The following is a 15,057-nucleotide window of genomic DNA, read 5'->3' on the forward strand; positions in this document are numbered from 1 at the left end:
TTGACAGGGAATAGAACGGATGTTCGACTGGGCGTCATGCGATGGGACGCACAGTTGCTCGAGTCCGAGAAGGATTCGGGAGAGGACTTCGCCAGGCCGGCTCTTCCAGGATTGGAGCGAGCCGGCCTGGTCCGGTCTGTGCAGACCCCGGAGTTCTCGGGGGTGACCTTTCACGAAGTGCTCTGCAAGAGTGCTCTGAACAAGGTTCCCGAGGGCTCACGGGTGCCGATGCGCTGGACCATCAATCCGACCAGGGGTTGCCTGCACCAGTGCGTCTACTGTTTTGCCCGGGGAAGCCACGAATACCTGGACCTCGATGCGGGCCGCGACTTCGACACCCAGATCGTGGTGAAGGTGAACATCGCGGCGGTGTTGCGGAAAGAGCTGGGACGCAGGAGCTGGAAGCGCGAAACGGTGGCTCTGGGCACAAACACCGACCCCTACCATCGCGCGGAGGGCCGGTATCGGTTGATGCCGGGCATCATCGGCGCCCTCGCCGACCACGGGACCCCGATGTCGATCCTGACCAAGGGAACTCTGCTGCGGCGCGATCTGCCGTTGTTGTCGGTGGCAGCACAATCGGTCCCGGTGACCATCGGGATCTCTTTGGCGTTGCTGGACGAAGAGCTGCGTCGGCAGGTCGAGCCGGGTGCTCCCTCGGCCAGGGCCCGCCTCGATCTGATCACAGCTGTGCGTGAGGCAGGTTTCGATTGCCACGTGATGGCATCGCCGATCCTGCCTGCACTCAAGGATTCCCGGGCCGAACTCGATGAACTGTTCGGCGCCCTGGCCGCGGCAGGTGCCACCTCGGTCACCGCCTCGGAACTGTTTCTCCGGGGACCGACCCGCAACTGGTATCTCACCTGGCTCGGCGACAACCACCCCGCGTTGCTGCGTACCTATCGGCGGATCTACGGACGGGGTTCGCACCCCGCCCCGGAGTATCGGCAGTGGCTGCGCGAGCGCATCACTCCGCTGCTGGAAAAGCACGGCCTCAACGGCATGGGTTACGACGAGATCCACGTTCCGCGGAACCAGGTCGCGACCGCGCAACCCCCGGTTCAGCCGACGCTCTTCTAGCTCGCCGCCATCAGGTCGCCTTTCGCGGATCGCCCACAGCCCGACTTCTCGGCGGCCCAGGTTGTTCAGGTCAGGGTCGCGGTGACCTTTTCGGACTCGGCCCGCGCAGGCAGCTTGGCGATGTCCGGGTTGGCCACCTGCACCAGCGAGCCGCCGCTGACGAGGGTGGCAAGGAGATTGGCGATGACATTTCCGGGGTCGTCCCATGGGCGGGTGGTCATGATTCGCGAACCGGCGACGATCCCCGCCCCGACTGCGAATTCCCGTGCCTCGGCGATGACTTCGTCGACCGATCGGTCGTCGAGCGCCGGGCCGCCCGGCCCGGTCGGGTGGAACTGGTCGCCGTGGACGCGCACCGATGCGGCGTAATCGGTGAGTCCGATCGGCAGGTCGCGCATGGGCATGCCGAACGGGTCGAGGGATACGACTGCGATCTCCGGCGCAGCGTCGACCCGTTCCAGGGTCGCCATGGAACAGAAAGCCAGTGCGGCATCGTCGGAGTATCCGAGGCGGACATGAACCCCCGCCCACCACGCGCCGAGCAGAACCGCAGCACTCTGCCAGTGCGTGGGAAGATCGACCGACACCACGTCACCGGCCATCAGGCCGAATTCGTCGCGGATCATGTTGGCTGTCTTGGCGGCCCAGTTGGCTGTGGTGATCCCGGAAAGCTCGGTGCGTTCACCGGTGGCGTCGTCGTAGTAGGTCAGCAGCGGCTGCGATCCGTCGGTGCCCAGCGCGGGATTCAGCGCGGCATCGGTCACCGTGGTCAATTGACACACTCCGGTCCGGTGCCACCGGCGGTGATGGTCTTGGCCGGCGGGGCGGCCGGATCGGAGGTCGGCGCGTCCTGGCTGTCCTGCGAACCCTGGTCGTCGATCGAACCCGGACCCTGGTAACTGTCGGTGAGTACCACTCTGATGGTGTTGGGGGCCAAAGTCTTGTCCTCTGTGATGGGCAGACCGCCGAGCTGCTCGGCGACTGCCTTGGCTCCGGGGTTGTCGGTGCTCGCGGTCTGCACCTGACTGTCCGTGGTGGAGTTGGTCTCGTTGCCGGTCTCGCCGGTCAGATAACCCTTGGTGGAGACGATCTTGGACACGTTGGTGGCCAGCCCGTCGACGGTGCCGGTGTTGACGACGTCGACGGTGTAGTCGCCGGCGCGGAACTTGGTCTGGCCCGAAGAGTCCTTCTCTCCGAGCAGACCTGCAGTGAACGCTTTGACCGCCTCCGGATCGATCTCGACCACACTCTGGGTGCCGTCGTCGCTCCACCCCTGTTCGGTCACAACGGGAATGGTGGCGAACTGCACCCGACCGCCGGACAGGTCCTTGAGTTGCTCCACGAAGTTGAGGATGTCCCAGCTCTTGTCGATCACCACCGACCGCGACACCGCGTTCTCGAGGTCACCGAGCTTGCCCGGGCTCGAGAGGGTTCCCGCGGAGAGCACCTTCTGGGCAAGCGAGGCCATGAAGACCTGCTGGCGGACGATCCGATCGAGATCGCCTCGCGGGAGGTCGTGGCGCTGGCGCACGAAGCTCAGGGCTTCCGCACCGTCGAGCGTCTGCCGTCCCGCCGGGAAGTCGGCACCCGAAAACGGCTCTGACACGGGCTCTCTAAGGCAGACCTCGACACCGCCCACGGCATTGGTCAACAGCACGAATCCGAGCAATCCGACCTCTGCGTAGTGGTCCACCTCGACTCCGGTCAGATTCGCGACCGTGGTGATCAGCGCGTCGCGTCCCGCCTGTACCGATTCTCTGTCGGCCTGTTCGAGATCCATACCGTCGTTCACGAGTTGTTCGCGGCGTTCCTCTTTGGATGATCCGTACGCCGAGTTGATCTTGGTCTTCCCGATGCCCGGGACGTCGACGTAGGAATCGCGGGGGATCGAGATCGCGGTGGCAGAAGACCCGTCGTTCGGGATGCGGATCAACAGGATCGTGTCGGTGTTGGTGCCGACGTCGTCACCCGAATGAAGTTGCGCCAGCTCCTTTTCGGACAGGGGATTGCCCTGGGCGTCGGTGCGGGAGTCGGTCCCCACCATGAGTATGTCGACCGCGCCGTCCTTGCCGGAACCGAGCGAGAGCCCGTCGAGCTTGGTGATGCTGTTCTCCAGGCGGGTCATCTGATTCCAGGCGAAGCCGGTCGCGACCAGTACCGCCACCGACACCAGTGCGACGGCGGCTCGCGTCAGCGAGCGTCCCGACCGGCCTCCCGGGGAGGATTCACCGGTAGGCGGTGGGGTCGCAGGAGGTGGGGGAGGTGGTGCGTTCCGGCTCGACCGAGATCGCTCACCGCGTCCACCGCGCCGGCGCGAGGATTCCGCGTCCTGCGGGCGAGTGCCTCGATCACGCCGACCCGCACGCTCGGTCGATGCCCGGGGAGGACGCTCCGCGCCGGAGTCTTCGCCCGGCAGCGGCCTGCGCGGTCTCGGGGACGTTGTCCGGCGGGGTGGTGGCTCGGTGGGCTGGTCCCGCTCGCGCCGGCGAGCTGCCGGCGGGCGCTGTGGTTCGTCACTGCCAGATCGCTGGTGGCGGCCGCCGCCTGCGGAGCGCTGCCCTGATGATCCCGTACGGCGCTCGCCCGGCGGTCGATCCGACGATGGACGATCCACTGCGGGGTGCGCTCCTTCTCTGTGCGGGTGACTCCGGCCGTACTCATCGGTGTTGTGCTCGTCGAGTTCACACTCTGGTGAGCGCGCCCGTCGTCGAACTGACCGCAATCCTACTTGCGAAACTTCGCCACCTGACGCAGCCGGATGTCCCGTGTCCCTCACATCGTCGAGTGATGTGGGAGCAGGCGTCCGAGTGGCCAAGTCGAAGCGAAAGCGGACATGATTGTGCCCATGCAGACCATCGGCGGAGACGGAGCGGAGCGGAGCTCGACCATCAGCGGAGACGGAGCGGGGCAGAGTTCGGCGGGATCAGGGTCGATTGTCGTGACCGGGGTCGCAGGGCAACTGGGCACGCAACTTCGCACCCGCGGGGGTTCACGGGTGCGGGGGCTGACCTCCGCGCAGCTCGACATCACCGATCCGGTGTCCGTCTACCAGGCGCTGGGGAAGCTGGGACCCGGTGATGTGGTGATCAACTGCGCGGCCTATACCGCGGTCGACAACGCCGAATCGGATCGCAGCACGGCTGCCGCCGTGAACGCGGATGGCCCGGGATATCTGGCTGAACACACCGCGCGGACCGGAGCACATCTGATCCACATCTCCACCGACTACGTGTTCACGGGTTCGTCATCGCGTCCCCTGGAACCGGGGGATCCGACGGGGCCCGACTCGGTGTACGGCGCGACGAAGCTCGCGGGCGAACAGGCTGTCCGCGCCGGCGATCCGGCGGCGACCATCGTCCGGACGGCGTGGGTCTACACCGGCGCCGCGAACTCGGCCGACTTCGTGGGCACCATGCGGCGGCTCGAAAAGGAGCGCGACACGGTGTCGGTGGTCACCGATCAGGTCGGGTCGCCGACCTATTCGGGTGATCTCGCCGACGGACTGCTCGAGCTGGCCGGGGAGGTGAGCGGTCCGGAATCGGTGGCGTCCGGGCAGATCCTGCACGCGACCAACGCGGGCAGTTGCAGTTGGTTCGACCTGGCTCAAGCGGTGTTCGTCGAAGTCGGTGCCGATCCGTCGCGGGTCCTGCCCACGACGTCGGCGGAGTTTCCTCGGCCGGCCCCGCGCCCGGCGTACTCCGTTCTCTCCGGACGGGCGTGGCAGGACGCCGCGCTCACACCGCTACGGGACTGGCGCGCGGCCTTGACGGCAGCGGTGCATAACGGTGGGTGATTCATCCGTCGGGGTGAGCGGCGCGGCCGCGGATGCTGTCCTGTCCGGGCGACCCGGGGTGGCCGGTTACCCTGAGCCCGTGACTGCTGAGCCCACCCCGAAAAGTCCGGTCCCGAAGCGTGTGGCGGTGGTGACGGTGACGTACTCGCCGGGGGAGTACCTGACGAGGTTCATCCAGACGCTGGAGCACGCGACCGCGGCGAGCGCGACGGTGATCCTGGCCGACAACGGATCGGTCGACGGGGCTCCCGAGGCGGCGGCCGAGAAGTACGACAACGTCTCCTTGCTGCGCACCGGTGGCAACATCGGCTACGGCGGCGCAATCAACCGGGCAGTCGCCGAGGTCGATCCGACGGCGGAGTTCGTGGTGGTCGCCAACCCCGACGTGGAGTGGGGGCCCGGCTCGATCGACGAGCTCTTCGAGGCAGCGGACCGCTGGCCACGGGCAGGCTCGCTGGGTCCGCTCATCCACGAACCCGACGGCACCGTCTACCCGTCTGCCCGACGTGTTCCCGACCTCGTATCCGGTACGGGTCACGCGGTGTTGGGCACGGTCTGGAAGTCGAATCCGTGGACGGCGGCCTACCGGCAACATGACGAGGACATCTCCGAGCGACCGGTTGGCTGGTTGTCGGGCTCGTGTCTGCTGTTGCGCCGCGCCGCGTTCGATTCGATCGACGGCTTCGACTCGCGTTACTTCATGTACATGGAGGACGTGGATCTCGGTGACCGGCTCGGCAAGGCCGGGTGGCTGAACGTCTACGTGCCACAAGCTCAGATCCTGCACGCGAAAGGCCATGCGGCAGGCCGTGATCCGGGCGCGATGCTGCCGGCTCATCATCGCAGCGCCTATCGGTTCCAGGCCGATCGCCACCCACATTGGTGGCAGGCGCCGGTACGGCTGGCCTTGCGGGTGGGGCTCGCGGCACGGTCCGCGGTCGTGGTCCGTGCCGCCAAGCGTGCCGAAGGCCGCGACAACTCTCTGAACGGTGCCGACGCTCTCGGGCGGCTGAAGTGAAAGGTGCGACCATGACCTCGAATGAGACCTCGCAGACGACCTCGGTCGACGATGTCCAGGCGGTGATCCTTGTCGGCGGGAAAGGGACTCGCCTCCGGCCCCTGACGCTGTCGGCGCCGAAACCCATGTTGCCGACGGCAGGTCTGCCGTTCCTGACCCACCTCCTCGCACGAATCGGCGCCGCCGGTATCACCCGCATCGTGTTGGGTACCTCGTTCCAGTCCAAGGTGTTCGAACAGCATTTCGGCGATGGCTCCAAGATGGGGCTGTCGATCACCTACGTGCACGAATCGGAGCCTCTCGGCACCGGCGGCGGGATCCGGAACGTGCTGTCGGAGCTCACCGCGGAGACCGTCCTGGTGTTCAACGGCGACGTCCTGTGCGGGACCGACGTGCGCTCGATCGTCGACACCCACCAGACCTCGGGCGCAGAGGTCACCCTCCACCTCGTGCGGGTCACCGATCCACGTGCATTCGGTTGTGTACCCACCGATTCCGAGGGGCGCGTCACCGCGTTCCTCGAGAAGACCCAGGATCCGCCGACCGACCAGATCAATGCCGGCTGCTACGTCTTCAATCGTTCGGTGATCGAGACGATCCCGGAGGGTCGGCCGGTCTCGGTCGAACGTGAGGTCTTTCCGGGTCTGCTCGCCGAGGGCCGCCACGTCCAGGGTCACGTCGACTCCGGGTACTGGCGCGACATGGGAACTCCGGAAGACTTCGTACGGGGCTCCGCGGACCTGGTGCGGGGCATCGCGCCATCTCCCGCGCTGCACGGACACCGCGGGGAGTTCCTCGTTCACGACGGCGCGTCGGTGGGACCTGGCGCATTGCTGATCGGCGGCACGGTGGTGGGTCGCGGTGCCGAGATCGGTGCCGGAGCCCGCCTCGACGGTGCGGTGATCTTCGACGGTGCGGTGGTCGAGGCCGGCGCGGTGATCGAGCGGACCATTGTCGGATTCGGTGCGCGAATCGGTCCGCGGGCACTGATTCGCGACGGCGTGATCGGTGACGGCGCCGACATCGGTGCCCGGTGCGAGCTCCTGCGAGGGGCCCGGATCTGGCCGGGCGTGAAGATCCCCGACGGTGGAATCAGGTTCTCGACCGATGTCTGAGGTGAGCGCGCCGCCGAGATTCAAACGCTTTGTTGCCCTGGGCGATTCGTTCGTCGAGGGGGTTGGCGACGTCGAGCCTCGCTGTCCGAACGGTGTTCGGGGCTGGGCTGATCGGGTCGCTGAGGTGATGGCGCGGGCGGACCCCGAGTTCCGGTACGCGAACCTGGGGATCCGGGGCCGGGTCCTGTCTGCGGTGCTCGGTGAGCAGTTGGAACCCGCGCTGGCGATGAATCCGGATCTGGTGGCGATCTGTGCGGGCGCCAACGATCTTCTGCGTCCGAGTGCCGACATCGACGCGCTGATCGAGACCTATGACGAGGCGATCGGGCGACTGCAGGCGAACGGGGCCACGGTCGTCACCTTCACCGCCTATGACACCGGCGGGAAGTCGGTGTTCGGGGCGTTACGTGGGCGGTTCGCGGTCTACAACGAATTGCTCAGGGAGGTCATCGAACGCCGCGAGGTGACGCTGGTCGACTTCTGGCGGATGCGGGTGTACTCAGAACCACGCATGTGGGAGTTCGACCGGCTGCACATGTCCACCGCCGGACACGTGTACATGGCGATCGAGGTACTCCGCGCACTTGGCATCGACAACGATCTGATTCCGGTGGAACTGGGTCCGGCGCAGCGGGTTTCGCCCACGCAGCGGCGGCGCGACAGTCGTCAGTGGACTGTGGAGTACGCCATTCCCTGGGTGGGTAGGCGTCTGCGTGGCGTGTCCACGGGCGACACCATCCGGCCGAAGTATCCCGAGCTGACCGCGATGGCCCCGAGCGAGAGCTGATCGAGGACCCGGGACCGGCGGTCTCGAGACCCACCCCTGTTCACGGCGTCTCCGGTTCTACCTGTGCTTTTGCTGCTGCGAGCAGTCCTCGACCGAGTGGGATGACGACGGGCAGGAGAGAGTCGTCGTCGGCGATGAGCAGGGCCGCCTCACGTGCGGCGAGCGCGGCGGGGTCGGCGCTGGCGGGGTCGGCGACGGTCCCGTCTGCGGAGGCGTTGTGGACCACCAGGACTCCGCCCGCGCGCAGCAGGCGTAGTCCCTCCGCGACGAATCTGGGCTGATCGGTCACGGCGCCGTCGATGAACACCAGGTCATATCCGGCGTCCGAGAGTCGGGGGAGAACCTCGGCGGCTCGGCCGTTGATCAGCCTGGTGCGCGACGGGCCGATCCCGGCGGTGCTGAACGCGAGTTTCGCTGCTCGATGATGTTCGGCCTCGGAGTCGATCGTGGTGAGCACCCCTTCGGTGCGCATGCCGTTGAGCAACCACAGGCCGCTGATGCCCGCGCCCGTCCCGACCTCGACCACCGCCTTGGCGTTCACCAGACGGGCCAGGAGCGACAACGTCGCCCCGACCGCCGGCGTGATGGCCGGTGCGCCGAGTTCGTCCGAGCGCTCCCGGGCCAGCCGCAGCGCCTCGTCCTCGACGATCGCAGCTTCGGCGTAGCGGCTCAGCACCGTCGGATCGATGGTGGCTGATCCCGTCGCTTCGGAGTTTGCGGGGACGCTGTGATCTGACACGGGTACGAGGTTAGCGCCGTCGCCGCCCATGATGGCCTAGGCGCGCTGAGCTGCCCGGCGTGCGGATCGGCGGTGAATGGCCCGCTGAACTGCGAGAAAATGGTTGTGACTCTCAGGTAACACTCAGCCCTCTCATAGTGCGTGCACACCCCGGTCAGACAAGGTCATAGGGGAACAAAGCAGGCAGGCTTCGATGTTGGACCGATTGGGTATCAATACCTGGATCCCATCTTTGAGGGTGCGCAATACGACCGGCGTGAGCAGTTGGTCCTGGGGAGAAAAGTGGAGTTGATCGTGATCGATGCCAACACCGAAACCGACAGGGCAGACATTGCGGTGGGCGAAGGCCACTCCGATGGTGTGACAGGCGTGCTCGAGACGACCGGCGATCCGATTCCCGAAGGCGGTACCGCAAGGTTCGATGCGACCGGCGATTCCACTCTCATGCCGGCCTGGGACGATCTGGTTCGTGAGCACGCAGACCGCGTTTACCGGCTGGCCTACCGCCTGTCGGGTAACCAGCACGATGCCGAAGACCTGACGCAGGAGACCTTCATCCGGGTGTTCCGTTCGCTGTCGAGCTACAAGGCGGGGACGTTCGAAGGGTGGCTGCATCGCATCACCACGAACCTGTTCCTCGACATGGTGCGGCGCCGCAACAAGATTCGGATGGAGGCACTGCCCGAAGATTACGAGCGGGTTCCCGGCAACGAGCCCGATCCCGAGCAGATCTTCCATGACGCGAACCTCGACCCGGACCTGCAGAGTGCACTCGACTCCCTTGCTCCCGAGTTCCGTGCGGCAGTCGTGCTCTGCGACATCGAAGGTCTGTCCTACGAGGAGATCGCCACCACCCTCGGGGTCAAGCTTGGTACCGTGCGCAGCCGCATCCACCGCGGCCGGCAGGCCATCCGGGATCATCTCGCGTCCAGTGGTCACCACTCGGGCCGCTCCGTCCTCGCGCAGGACTTCTGAGGCACTACGACTGCAGACACCCGCGGTCCGCGGAACTCGCGGGACTGCACGAACGTTGTTTCGGTGGATGACGACGACAACCGGCGGTCCGCGCCGGGATTCCGTACAGTCGGATTCTGACGTCGCAGGTGCGACACCGATGCGAAGGGGTGAAGACGATGGACGAGCGCACTCCCGACGATTCGCGCACCAAGGATTCCGAGCACGACACTTCGAAGGGCCTGCGGAACCGCCGTCGGGTGCTCGGCTGGTTACCGGCATCGTCGATGCTGACCCAGAACAAGAGTTATCGCGCACCCGGCAGCGCCGGGGGCCGAAAGTTCCTCTCGACCGAGCATCTCGCGACCGAAGCGGTCGCTGCATACGTCGACGGCGAACTGCGGATGAATGCCTACATGCGGGCGTCCCAGCATCTCCAGGCGTGTTCACAGTGCCGGGCCGAGGTCGAGGCCCAGAGCGCGGCCCGCGCCGCGCTCCGTCGGTCGGGTGAGGTCACCATGCCCGCCGGTCTGCTCGGCGAACTGAACCAGATCCCGACCCGCGAGATCGACATTCGAATGGCCGACGGCGGTGCCCGCGACGATCGGCGTGTCGGCGAGGAATCGCCGCTGGACGCTCCAGGCTTCCCCGTCCACCGCGGTCAGCGGCGGCGCAATCGGTAGGACCGGTGCCAGGTAGCCTCGGTGAGGATCACCCGGTACACCCGGTGATGTCCAGGCGACCAGCTGCAAGCGAGGGGTTCGAGTTCTTGATGAGACCGGTGATTCGGGCGGGCCAGTGACAGACGCTGACAACAACGGCTCGCAGCCATCTCCGCGGCGGCCGGACGGTGATCTCGCGCGAGGCTCGGTCGACCAGGCGCCGCGACTGGCGCCACGCCCCAATTCGCACCCTGCCGTACCGGAGCAGACCACCGCAGTGTTCGGCAGGCCCGACGGCGTCGCCGGCGCATTCGCCCCGCCCGAGGCCGGTCGAACGCGTCCCGCGCAACCGGTGATCGCCGACCCCGACCCTGTACTGCAAGAGGCATTCTCCCGTCCTGAGGGTGCCGACACCCTTCAGCGTGATCCCGACTCCCGATTCGGTGTGAAGGAATCGACACCGGAGCCTGCCGACCCGTGGCGCGATCCCGACGCGGCCGCTGCGCTGAGCGCGCCGGCGGTCGGCACTCCTGTGCCGCCTCCACCGTCGACCCCGGGCCCCAAACTCGGCGTCAGCGAAGTCCTCTTCGACCGCAAGGTCAGCTGGAGGGCGCTCGCGGTACTCACCGTCATCGCTGTGGTCATCGGGCTCGCCGGCGGGCTGATCGGACGGCTGACGGCCGAGGTTTCTTCACCCCTGCACTCCGATACGGTCTCCCTCTCGGGCAGTGATGACGACAACGAAGACGAGCCCCGCAGCCAGGTGGCGCGGGTCGCGCAGGCGGTCGAGAAGTCCGTCGTGATGATCGATGTCCGCCTCGCGGACGGCGGCGGCACCGGTTCAGGTGTGGTGATCGACAAAGAGGGATACATCGTCACCAACAATCACGTCATCTCGATGGCGGCCAACGATCGCAGCGCCAAGCTGGAGGTCGTCTTCTCCGATCGCACCCGGGTCCCGGCGCGGATCGTGGGTCGCGACATCCGCACCGACCTCGCGGTCCTCAAGGTCGACGGCGTCGACAACCTCACGGTCGCGAAGCTGGGTGACTCCAGCAAGATCCAGATCGGCGAGGAAGTCGTCGCATTCGGAGCCCCCCTCGGTCTGGACCAGACGGTCACCAGCGGGATTGTCAGCGCCGAGGGCCGTGCGGTCCCACTGCGGCCCGACGAGACATCCGACACCGACGCGGTGATCGACGCCATCCAGACCGATGCGGCGATCAACCCCGGTAACTCCGGTGGTCCGCTGGTGGACGATCAGGGGCGGGTCATCGGGATCAACACCGCCGGACTGGCACCCGGCGGCGGCTCCATCGGCCTCGGTTTCGCCATCCCCGTCAACGAGTTCCTCCCGATCGCTCAGGCCCTGATCAAGGACGGCCGGGTGGTGCACGCGCAGATCGGCGTCAACGCGAGTTCGGTGCGGAACGACCGCGTGCTCGGCGCGCAGGTGCGCAACGTGGTCGAGGGATCGCCGGCCGCACGAGCTGGTATCCGTGAAGGCGACGTGATCACCAAATTCGGCGATCGGGTCATCGAGGACGCCGACGAGCTCACCGTGGCCGTTCGTACCTCCGAGATCGGTGCGGACGTGCCGTTCGAGTACTGGCGCGACGGACGCACCTTCGACGCGACCATCACCCCCGCCAGCGATTGACACCCGTTCGATTCGACAGTTCGCCTGCGCACAGTAACCTGGAGCGGTGTTCAGCAGCATCGGTTGGGGTGAGATAGCGGTCTTGATGATCGCCGGCCTGGTCATCCTCGGTCCCGAGCGTCTCCCCAGCGCGATCTCGTGGACCATGAAATCGATCCGGCAGGTTCGCGATTACGCGACCGGTGCCACCAGCGCTCTCAAGGACGATCTCGGGGCGGACTTCGAAGATCTCCGCAAACCGCTCGCCGAACTCAACGAGCTGCGCGGTATGAGCCCGCGTTCGGTGATCACCAAACATCTGCTCGACGGTGACGATTCGATCTTCACGGGCAAGTTCGATTCAGGTCAGTCGAAGATCAAGCCGGTGTCCCAGCCCCTGCCGACCACGGATGAGAACTCCACGGTGGTGTCGCTCGGCAAGGGCACCGAATCAAGCAAGGGCACCGGGTCCGACATGGGCGCAGGGTCCGGCAACGACACCGGGGCGGGTAAGACCCCCGACCTGAGCAAGACGGGCGGGTCGACCGAGCCCGCGGCTTCCGCGACGAGCTCGGTCGATCGCTGGGACGCCACCTGATCTCAGCGGCTCACGTGTCTCAGCGCCCCACGTCTCTCAGCGCCGCAGCCGCCGATACGCCCTCGTGGACAACGCCATGAACACCAGGCTGATCGCCGCAGGCCAGATGACCGCGAAGCCGATGGCCCACGCGTCCAACGGTCCGCCGGTCACCCCCGTCGGATTTCCGAAGAGGTCGCGGGTGGCCGTGGCGGTGGCCGATATCGGATTCCAGGCCGCCACTGTGCCGAGCCACCCGGGCATGGTCTCCACCGAGACGATCGCGGTCGAGAGGAATCCGATCGGCCAGACCAGGACCTGAACGCCGAGGTCGCCGATTCGCTCGGGAACGTCAGCCCGAGAAAGATCCCGACCCACAACAGTGAGAACCTCAGGGCCAGCAACAGGACGATCGCGAGCGCGGCCGAGGCGGGATCTGAGTCGATCGTCCAACCGATCAGCAGGCCGCCGACGATCAGTACCGAGAGCTCGACGACCGAGTTGAGCATGTCGGCGCCCACCCGGCCGAGCGCCACCGCGACGTTGCCGATGGGCATCGAACGGAAGCGGTCGGTGATGCCTTTCTTGGCGTCGGCGGCCATCGCAGCGGTCGTCGTCTCGACACCGAACATCATGCTCAACGCGAGCATTCCGGGTACGAGAAAGGCAATGTAGTCGGCTCGGTCCGAATCGTCGACTCCCGGAATGTCGATCGCGCCGCCGAAGAGGAACCCGAAGACCAGAAGCAGCATGATCGAGAACGCCAGCCCGAAGATCGGTGTCCAGGGATCACGCCGCCAGTGCGCGAGGTCGCGTGAGGCGATGATCCATCCCGCGCGCAGGGTGCCTGTTCTCGTCGACTCGGTGGCCGCTCTCATCTGTCGATCGTTCATCGTGTGCTCCCTTCGTCGGTGAGGTGGAGGAAGACCTCGTCCAGGGTCGGACGACGCACCAGGAGGTCCGCGGGTGCGATCGCGGCCGCGTCGAGCGCGCGCACCACGGAGAAGAGTCCGCCTGCGGCGGTGTCGATCTCGAACGTCAGCGTTCGGCTGTCGGCGTCCACGACGGTCGGGCGTGCCGAGAGGGCCTCGCTCAGGAGGTCGGTCGCCCGCTCGAGCGGCGTGCTCTGGGACACGGTCACGGTGACCCGGTCACCACCTATGCGGCTCTTGAGCAGGTCGGGTGAACCCTCGGCGATGACTCGGCCGTGATTCATCACGGATATGGTCGCCGCGAGCTGGTCTGCCTCGTCGAGATACTGGGTGGTCAGCAGCACCGTGGTGCCCGCTGCCGCGATCTCGCGCACGGTGCGCCAGACCTCGTTGCGGGCCCGAGGGTCCAGACCGGTGGTCGGTTCGTCGAGAAACAGCACCGCCGGGGTCAGGATGAGTCCGACAGCGATGTCGAGTCGGCGGCGCATCCCGCCGGAGTAGTTCGCCACCGCTCTGGTCGCTGCGTCGGTGAGGTCGAAGACCTCGAGCAATTCGTCTGCTCGCTGTCGCGCGCGGGCCTTCTCGAGCCCGAACAAACGACCGAACATCACGAGGTTCTGCCGGCCTCCGAGTACCTCGTCGAGGGCGGGGGACTGGCCGATGAGTCCGACCCGCTGCCGTACCGCGCGCGACTGCGTCGAGACGTTTCGACCGGCCACCGTCGCGGCACCGTCGTCGAGGTCGATCAGGGTGGTCAGTGCCCGCACCGCTGTGCTCTTACCTGCGCCGTTGGGTCCGAGAAGGCCGTGGATCGTTCCCGGCGACCTCGAGATCGAACCCATCGAGTGCCCAGCTGTCTCCATATCGTTTGCGTAGTCCACGCGCGGATATAGCGGGTGTAGAAGTCATGTGTCGCCTAACTTCGTATGGTGTACGGACTTGGGGACGTTCACCGTACACCACACGACGTATTCTGTGCAGATGGATGACACCCGTTCGCCCGAAGAGCGCGGATCCGCCGATCCGGTGGTCGACCGGACGCTGACACTGCTCTGGCGGCGTAGCGCCGGCGCGCCCCGAGGTTCTCGTGGACCGCGGCAGCGGGTGTCGGTCGACGAGGTGATCGCCGCGGCGATCGCACTGGCGGACTCCGAGGGGCTGTCGGCTCTGTCGATGCGGAAGGTTGCCGACAAGCTGGGGCTGGGTGTGATGTCGATGTACACCTATGTGCCGGGAAAGGCGGAGCTGATCGGCCTCATGGTCGACGAGGTCATGGGCGAGGCCGACCAGCCCGCCTACTCGGGCACCCTGCGGGACCGGATGACCGAGATCGCGCGGCAGCTGTGGGACGAGTTCCATCGGCATCCATGGTTGCTACACGTACAGAAGGCGCGGCCGTGGATCGGGCCGAATGGATCGGCTCGGTACGAATGGCAACTGGCGGCGATCGAGGGTGTCGGTCTGGGAGATCTCGAGATGGATCACACCATCGCCGTGCTCGCGGGCTTCGCGGAGAGTTCGGCGCGGTCGTCGATCGAGGCGGCAGGCGCCAGGACGGAATCGGGCATGACCGACCAGCAGTGGTGGGAGATCAACTCGCCGGTTCTGGAGCGGTTGATGGAAGGCCGCGACTACCCGATCTCGTCTCGCGTGGGCCGAGCCGCCGGTGAGGCCTACAACTCGATGTCAGACCCCGCCTCGTCGTTCGAGTTCGGATTGGCGCGCATCATCGACGGGATCGAGGCGCTCCTGCGCCGCTGA

Annotated in this window: 15 protein-coding genes and 1 pseudogene; 10 read left to right on the forward strand and 6 right to left on the reverse strand. The window is 66.6% G+C overall.

Annotation, left to right across the window (positions count from 1 at the left end):
* Positions 1-36: 36 nt before the first annotated feature.
* Entirely contained in the window at positions 37-1,080 is a 1,044-nt protein-coding gene (locus BFL43_RS24250; protein ID WP_084895551.1) for an Rv2578c family radical SAM protein, read from the forward strand.
* Between the two features lie 65 nt (positions 1,081-1,145).
* On the opposite strand, the gene BFL43_RS24255 is transcribed toward BFL43_RS24250, so the two are convergent.
* From BFL43_RS24255 to BFL43_RS28715, 3 genes are read right to left on the reverse strand one after another with little or no spacing between them, the layout of a single operon-like run.
* Positions 1,146-1,853: a TIGR03089 family protein gene (locus BFL43_RS24255; RefSeq protein ID WP_084895553.1), complete on the reverse strand. Its 708-nt coding sequence runs from the start codon at positions 1,851-1,853 to the stop codon at positions 1,146-1,148.
* Positions 1,850-3,244 carry an LCP family protein gene (locus BFL43_RS24260; RefSeq protein WP_240498449.1) on the reverse strand — a complete coding sequence of 465 codons (1,395 nt, stop codon included), beginning with the start codon at positions 3,242-3,244 and terminating at the stop codon, positions 1,850-1,852. Before BFL43_RS24260 ends, BFL43_RS24255 begins: the two co-directional genes overlap by 4 nt.
* A gap of 26 nt (positions 3,245-3,270) precedes the next feature.
* Positions 3,271-3,741, reverse strand: coding sequence for a hypothetical protein (locus tag BFL43_RS28715; protein ID WP_143695521.1), 471 nt, complete (start codon positions 3,739-3,741; stop codon positions 3,271-3,273).
* A 184-nt stretch (positions 3,742-3,925) separates the two neighbouring features.
* On the opposite strand from BFL43_RS28715, the gene rfbD reads away from it, so the two are divergent.
* The 4 genes from rfbD to BFL43_RS24280 all read left to right on the forward strand — a co-directional run bounded on the left by rfbD (position 3,926) and on the right by BFL43_RS24280 (position 7,793).
* Positions 3,926-4,873: a dTDP-4-dehydrorhamnose reductase gene (rfbD, locus tag BFL43_RS24265; RefSeq protein ID WP_084895736.1), complete on the forward strand. Its 948-nt coding sequence runs from the start codon at positions 3,926-3,928 to the stop codon at positions 4,871-4,873.
* Positions 4,874-4,952: 79 nt separating this feature from the next.
* Entirely contained in the window at positions 4,953-5,891 is a 939-nt protein-coding gene (locus BFL43_RS24270) for a glycosyltransferase family 2 protein (protein WP_084895738.1), read from the forward strand.
* 11 nt (positions 5,892-5,902) lie between these two features.
* Positions 5,903-7,006, forward strand: a complete 1,104-nt coding sequence (locus BFL43_RS24275) for an NDP-sugar synthase (RefSeq protein ID WP_084895740.1) — start codon at positions 5,903-5,905, stop codon at positions 7,004-7,006.
* Positions 6,999-7,793 (forward strand): SGNH/GDSL hydrolase family protein, encoded by a 795-nt coding sequence (locus tag BFL43_RS24280; protein WP_084895557.1) that lies wholly within the window; start codon positions 6,999-7,001, stop codon positions 7,791-7,793. The genes BFL43_RS24275 and BFL43_RS24280 overlap by 8 nt, the downstream gene beginning before the upstream one ends.
* Positions 7,794-7,833: 40 nt before the next feature.
* Here the strand turns inward: BFL43_RS24280 and BFL43_RS24285 are convergent, their stop codons facing one another.
* Positions 7,834-8,481 carry an O-methyltransferase gene (locus BFL43_RS24285; protein WP_240498460.1) on the reverse strand — a complete coding sequence of 216 codons (648 nt, stop codon included), beginning with the start codon at positions 8,479-8,481 and terminating at the stop codon, positions 7,834-7,836.
* Positions 8,482-8,892: 411 nt separating this feature from the next.
* Here BFL43_RS24285 and sigE point away from each other — a divergent pair, with 411 nt between their 5' ends.
* The 4 genes and pseudogenes from sigE to tatB all read left to right on the forward strand — a co-directional run.
* Complete coding sequence (gene sigE / locus BFL43_RS24290) at positions 8,893-9,507, forward strand: RNA polymerase sigma factor SigE (RefSeq protein WP_240498461.1); 615 nt, start codon at positions 8,893-8,895, stop codon at positions 9,505-9,507.
* A 158-nt stretch (positions 9,508-9,665) separates the two neighbouring features.
* Positions 9,666-10,169, forward strand: a complete 504-nt coding sequence (locus tag BFL43_RS29800; protein ID WP_084895744.1) for a hypothetical protein — start codon at positions 9,666-9,668, stop codon at positions 10,167-10,169.
* A gap of 205 nt (positions 10,170-10,374) precedes the next feature.
* Positions 10,375-11,808 carry a trypsin-like peptidase domain-containing protein gene (locus tag BFL43_RS24300; RefSeq protein WP_240498462.1) on the forward strand — a complete coding sequence of 478 codons (1,434 nt, stop codon included), beginning with the start codon at positions 10,375-10,377 and terminating at the stop codon, positions 11,806-11,808.
* Between the two features lie 46 nt (positions 11,809-11,854).
* Positions 11,855-12,151, forward strand: a pseudogene (gene tatB / locus BFL43_RS29945) (Sec-independent protein translocase protein TatB); the annotation flags it as partial.
* A 383-nt stretch (positions 12,152-12,534) separates the two neighbouring features.
* Here the strand turns inward: tatB and BFL43_RS24310 are convergent.
* Positions 12,535-13,257, reverse strand: coding sequence for an ABC transporter permease (locus BFL43_RS24310; RefSeq protein WP_240498450.1), 723 nt, complete (start codon positions 13,255-13,257; stop codon positions 12,535-12,537).
* Positions 13,254-14,159 carry an ATP-binding cassette domain-containing protein gene (locus BFL43_RS24315; protein ID WP_240498451.1) on the reverse strand — a complete coding sequence of 302 codons (906 nt, stop codon included), beginning with the start codon at positions 14,157-14,159 and terminating at the stop codon, positions 13,254-13,256. The genes BFL43_RS24310 and BFL43_RS24315 overlap by 4 nt, the downstream gene beginning before the upstream one ends.
* Positions 14,160-14,277: 118 nt before the next feature.
* Here BFL43_RS24315 and BFL43_RS24320 point away from each other — a divergent pair, with 118 nt between their 5' ends.
* Positions 14,278-15,057, forward strand: coding sequence for a TetR/AcrR family transcriptional regulator (locus BFL43_RS24320; protein ID WP_084895565.1), 780 nt, complete (start codon positions 14,278-14,280; stop codon positions 15,055-15,057).

The sequence above is a fragment of the Williamsia sp. 1135 genome (assembly GCF_002095395.1).
In the GTDB taxonomy this organism is placed as follows: domain Bacteria; phylum Actinomycetota; class Actinomycetes; order Mycobacteriales; family Mycobacteriaceae; genus Williamsia.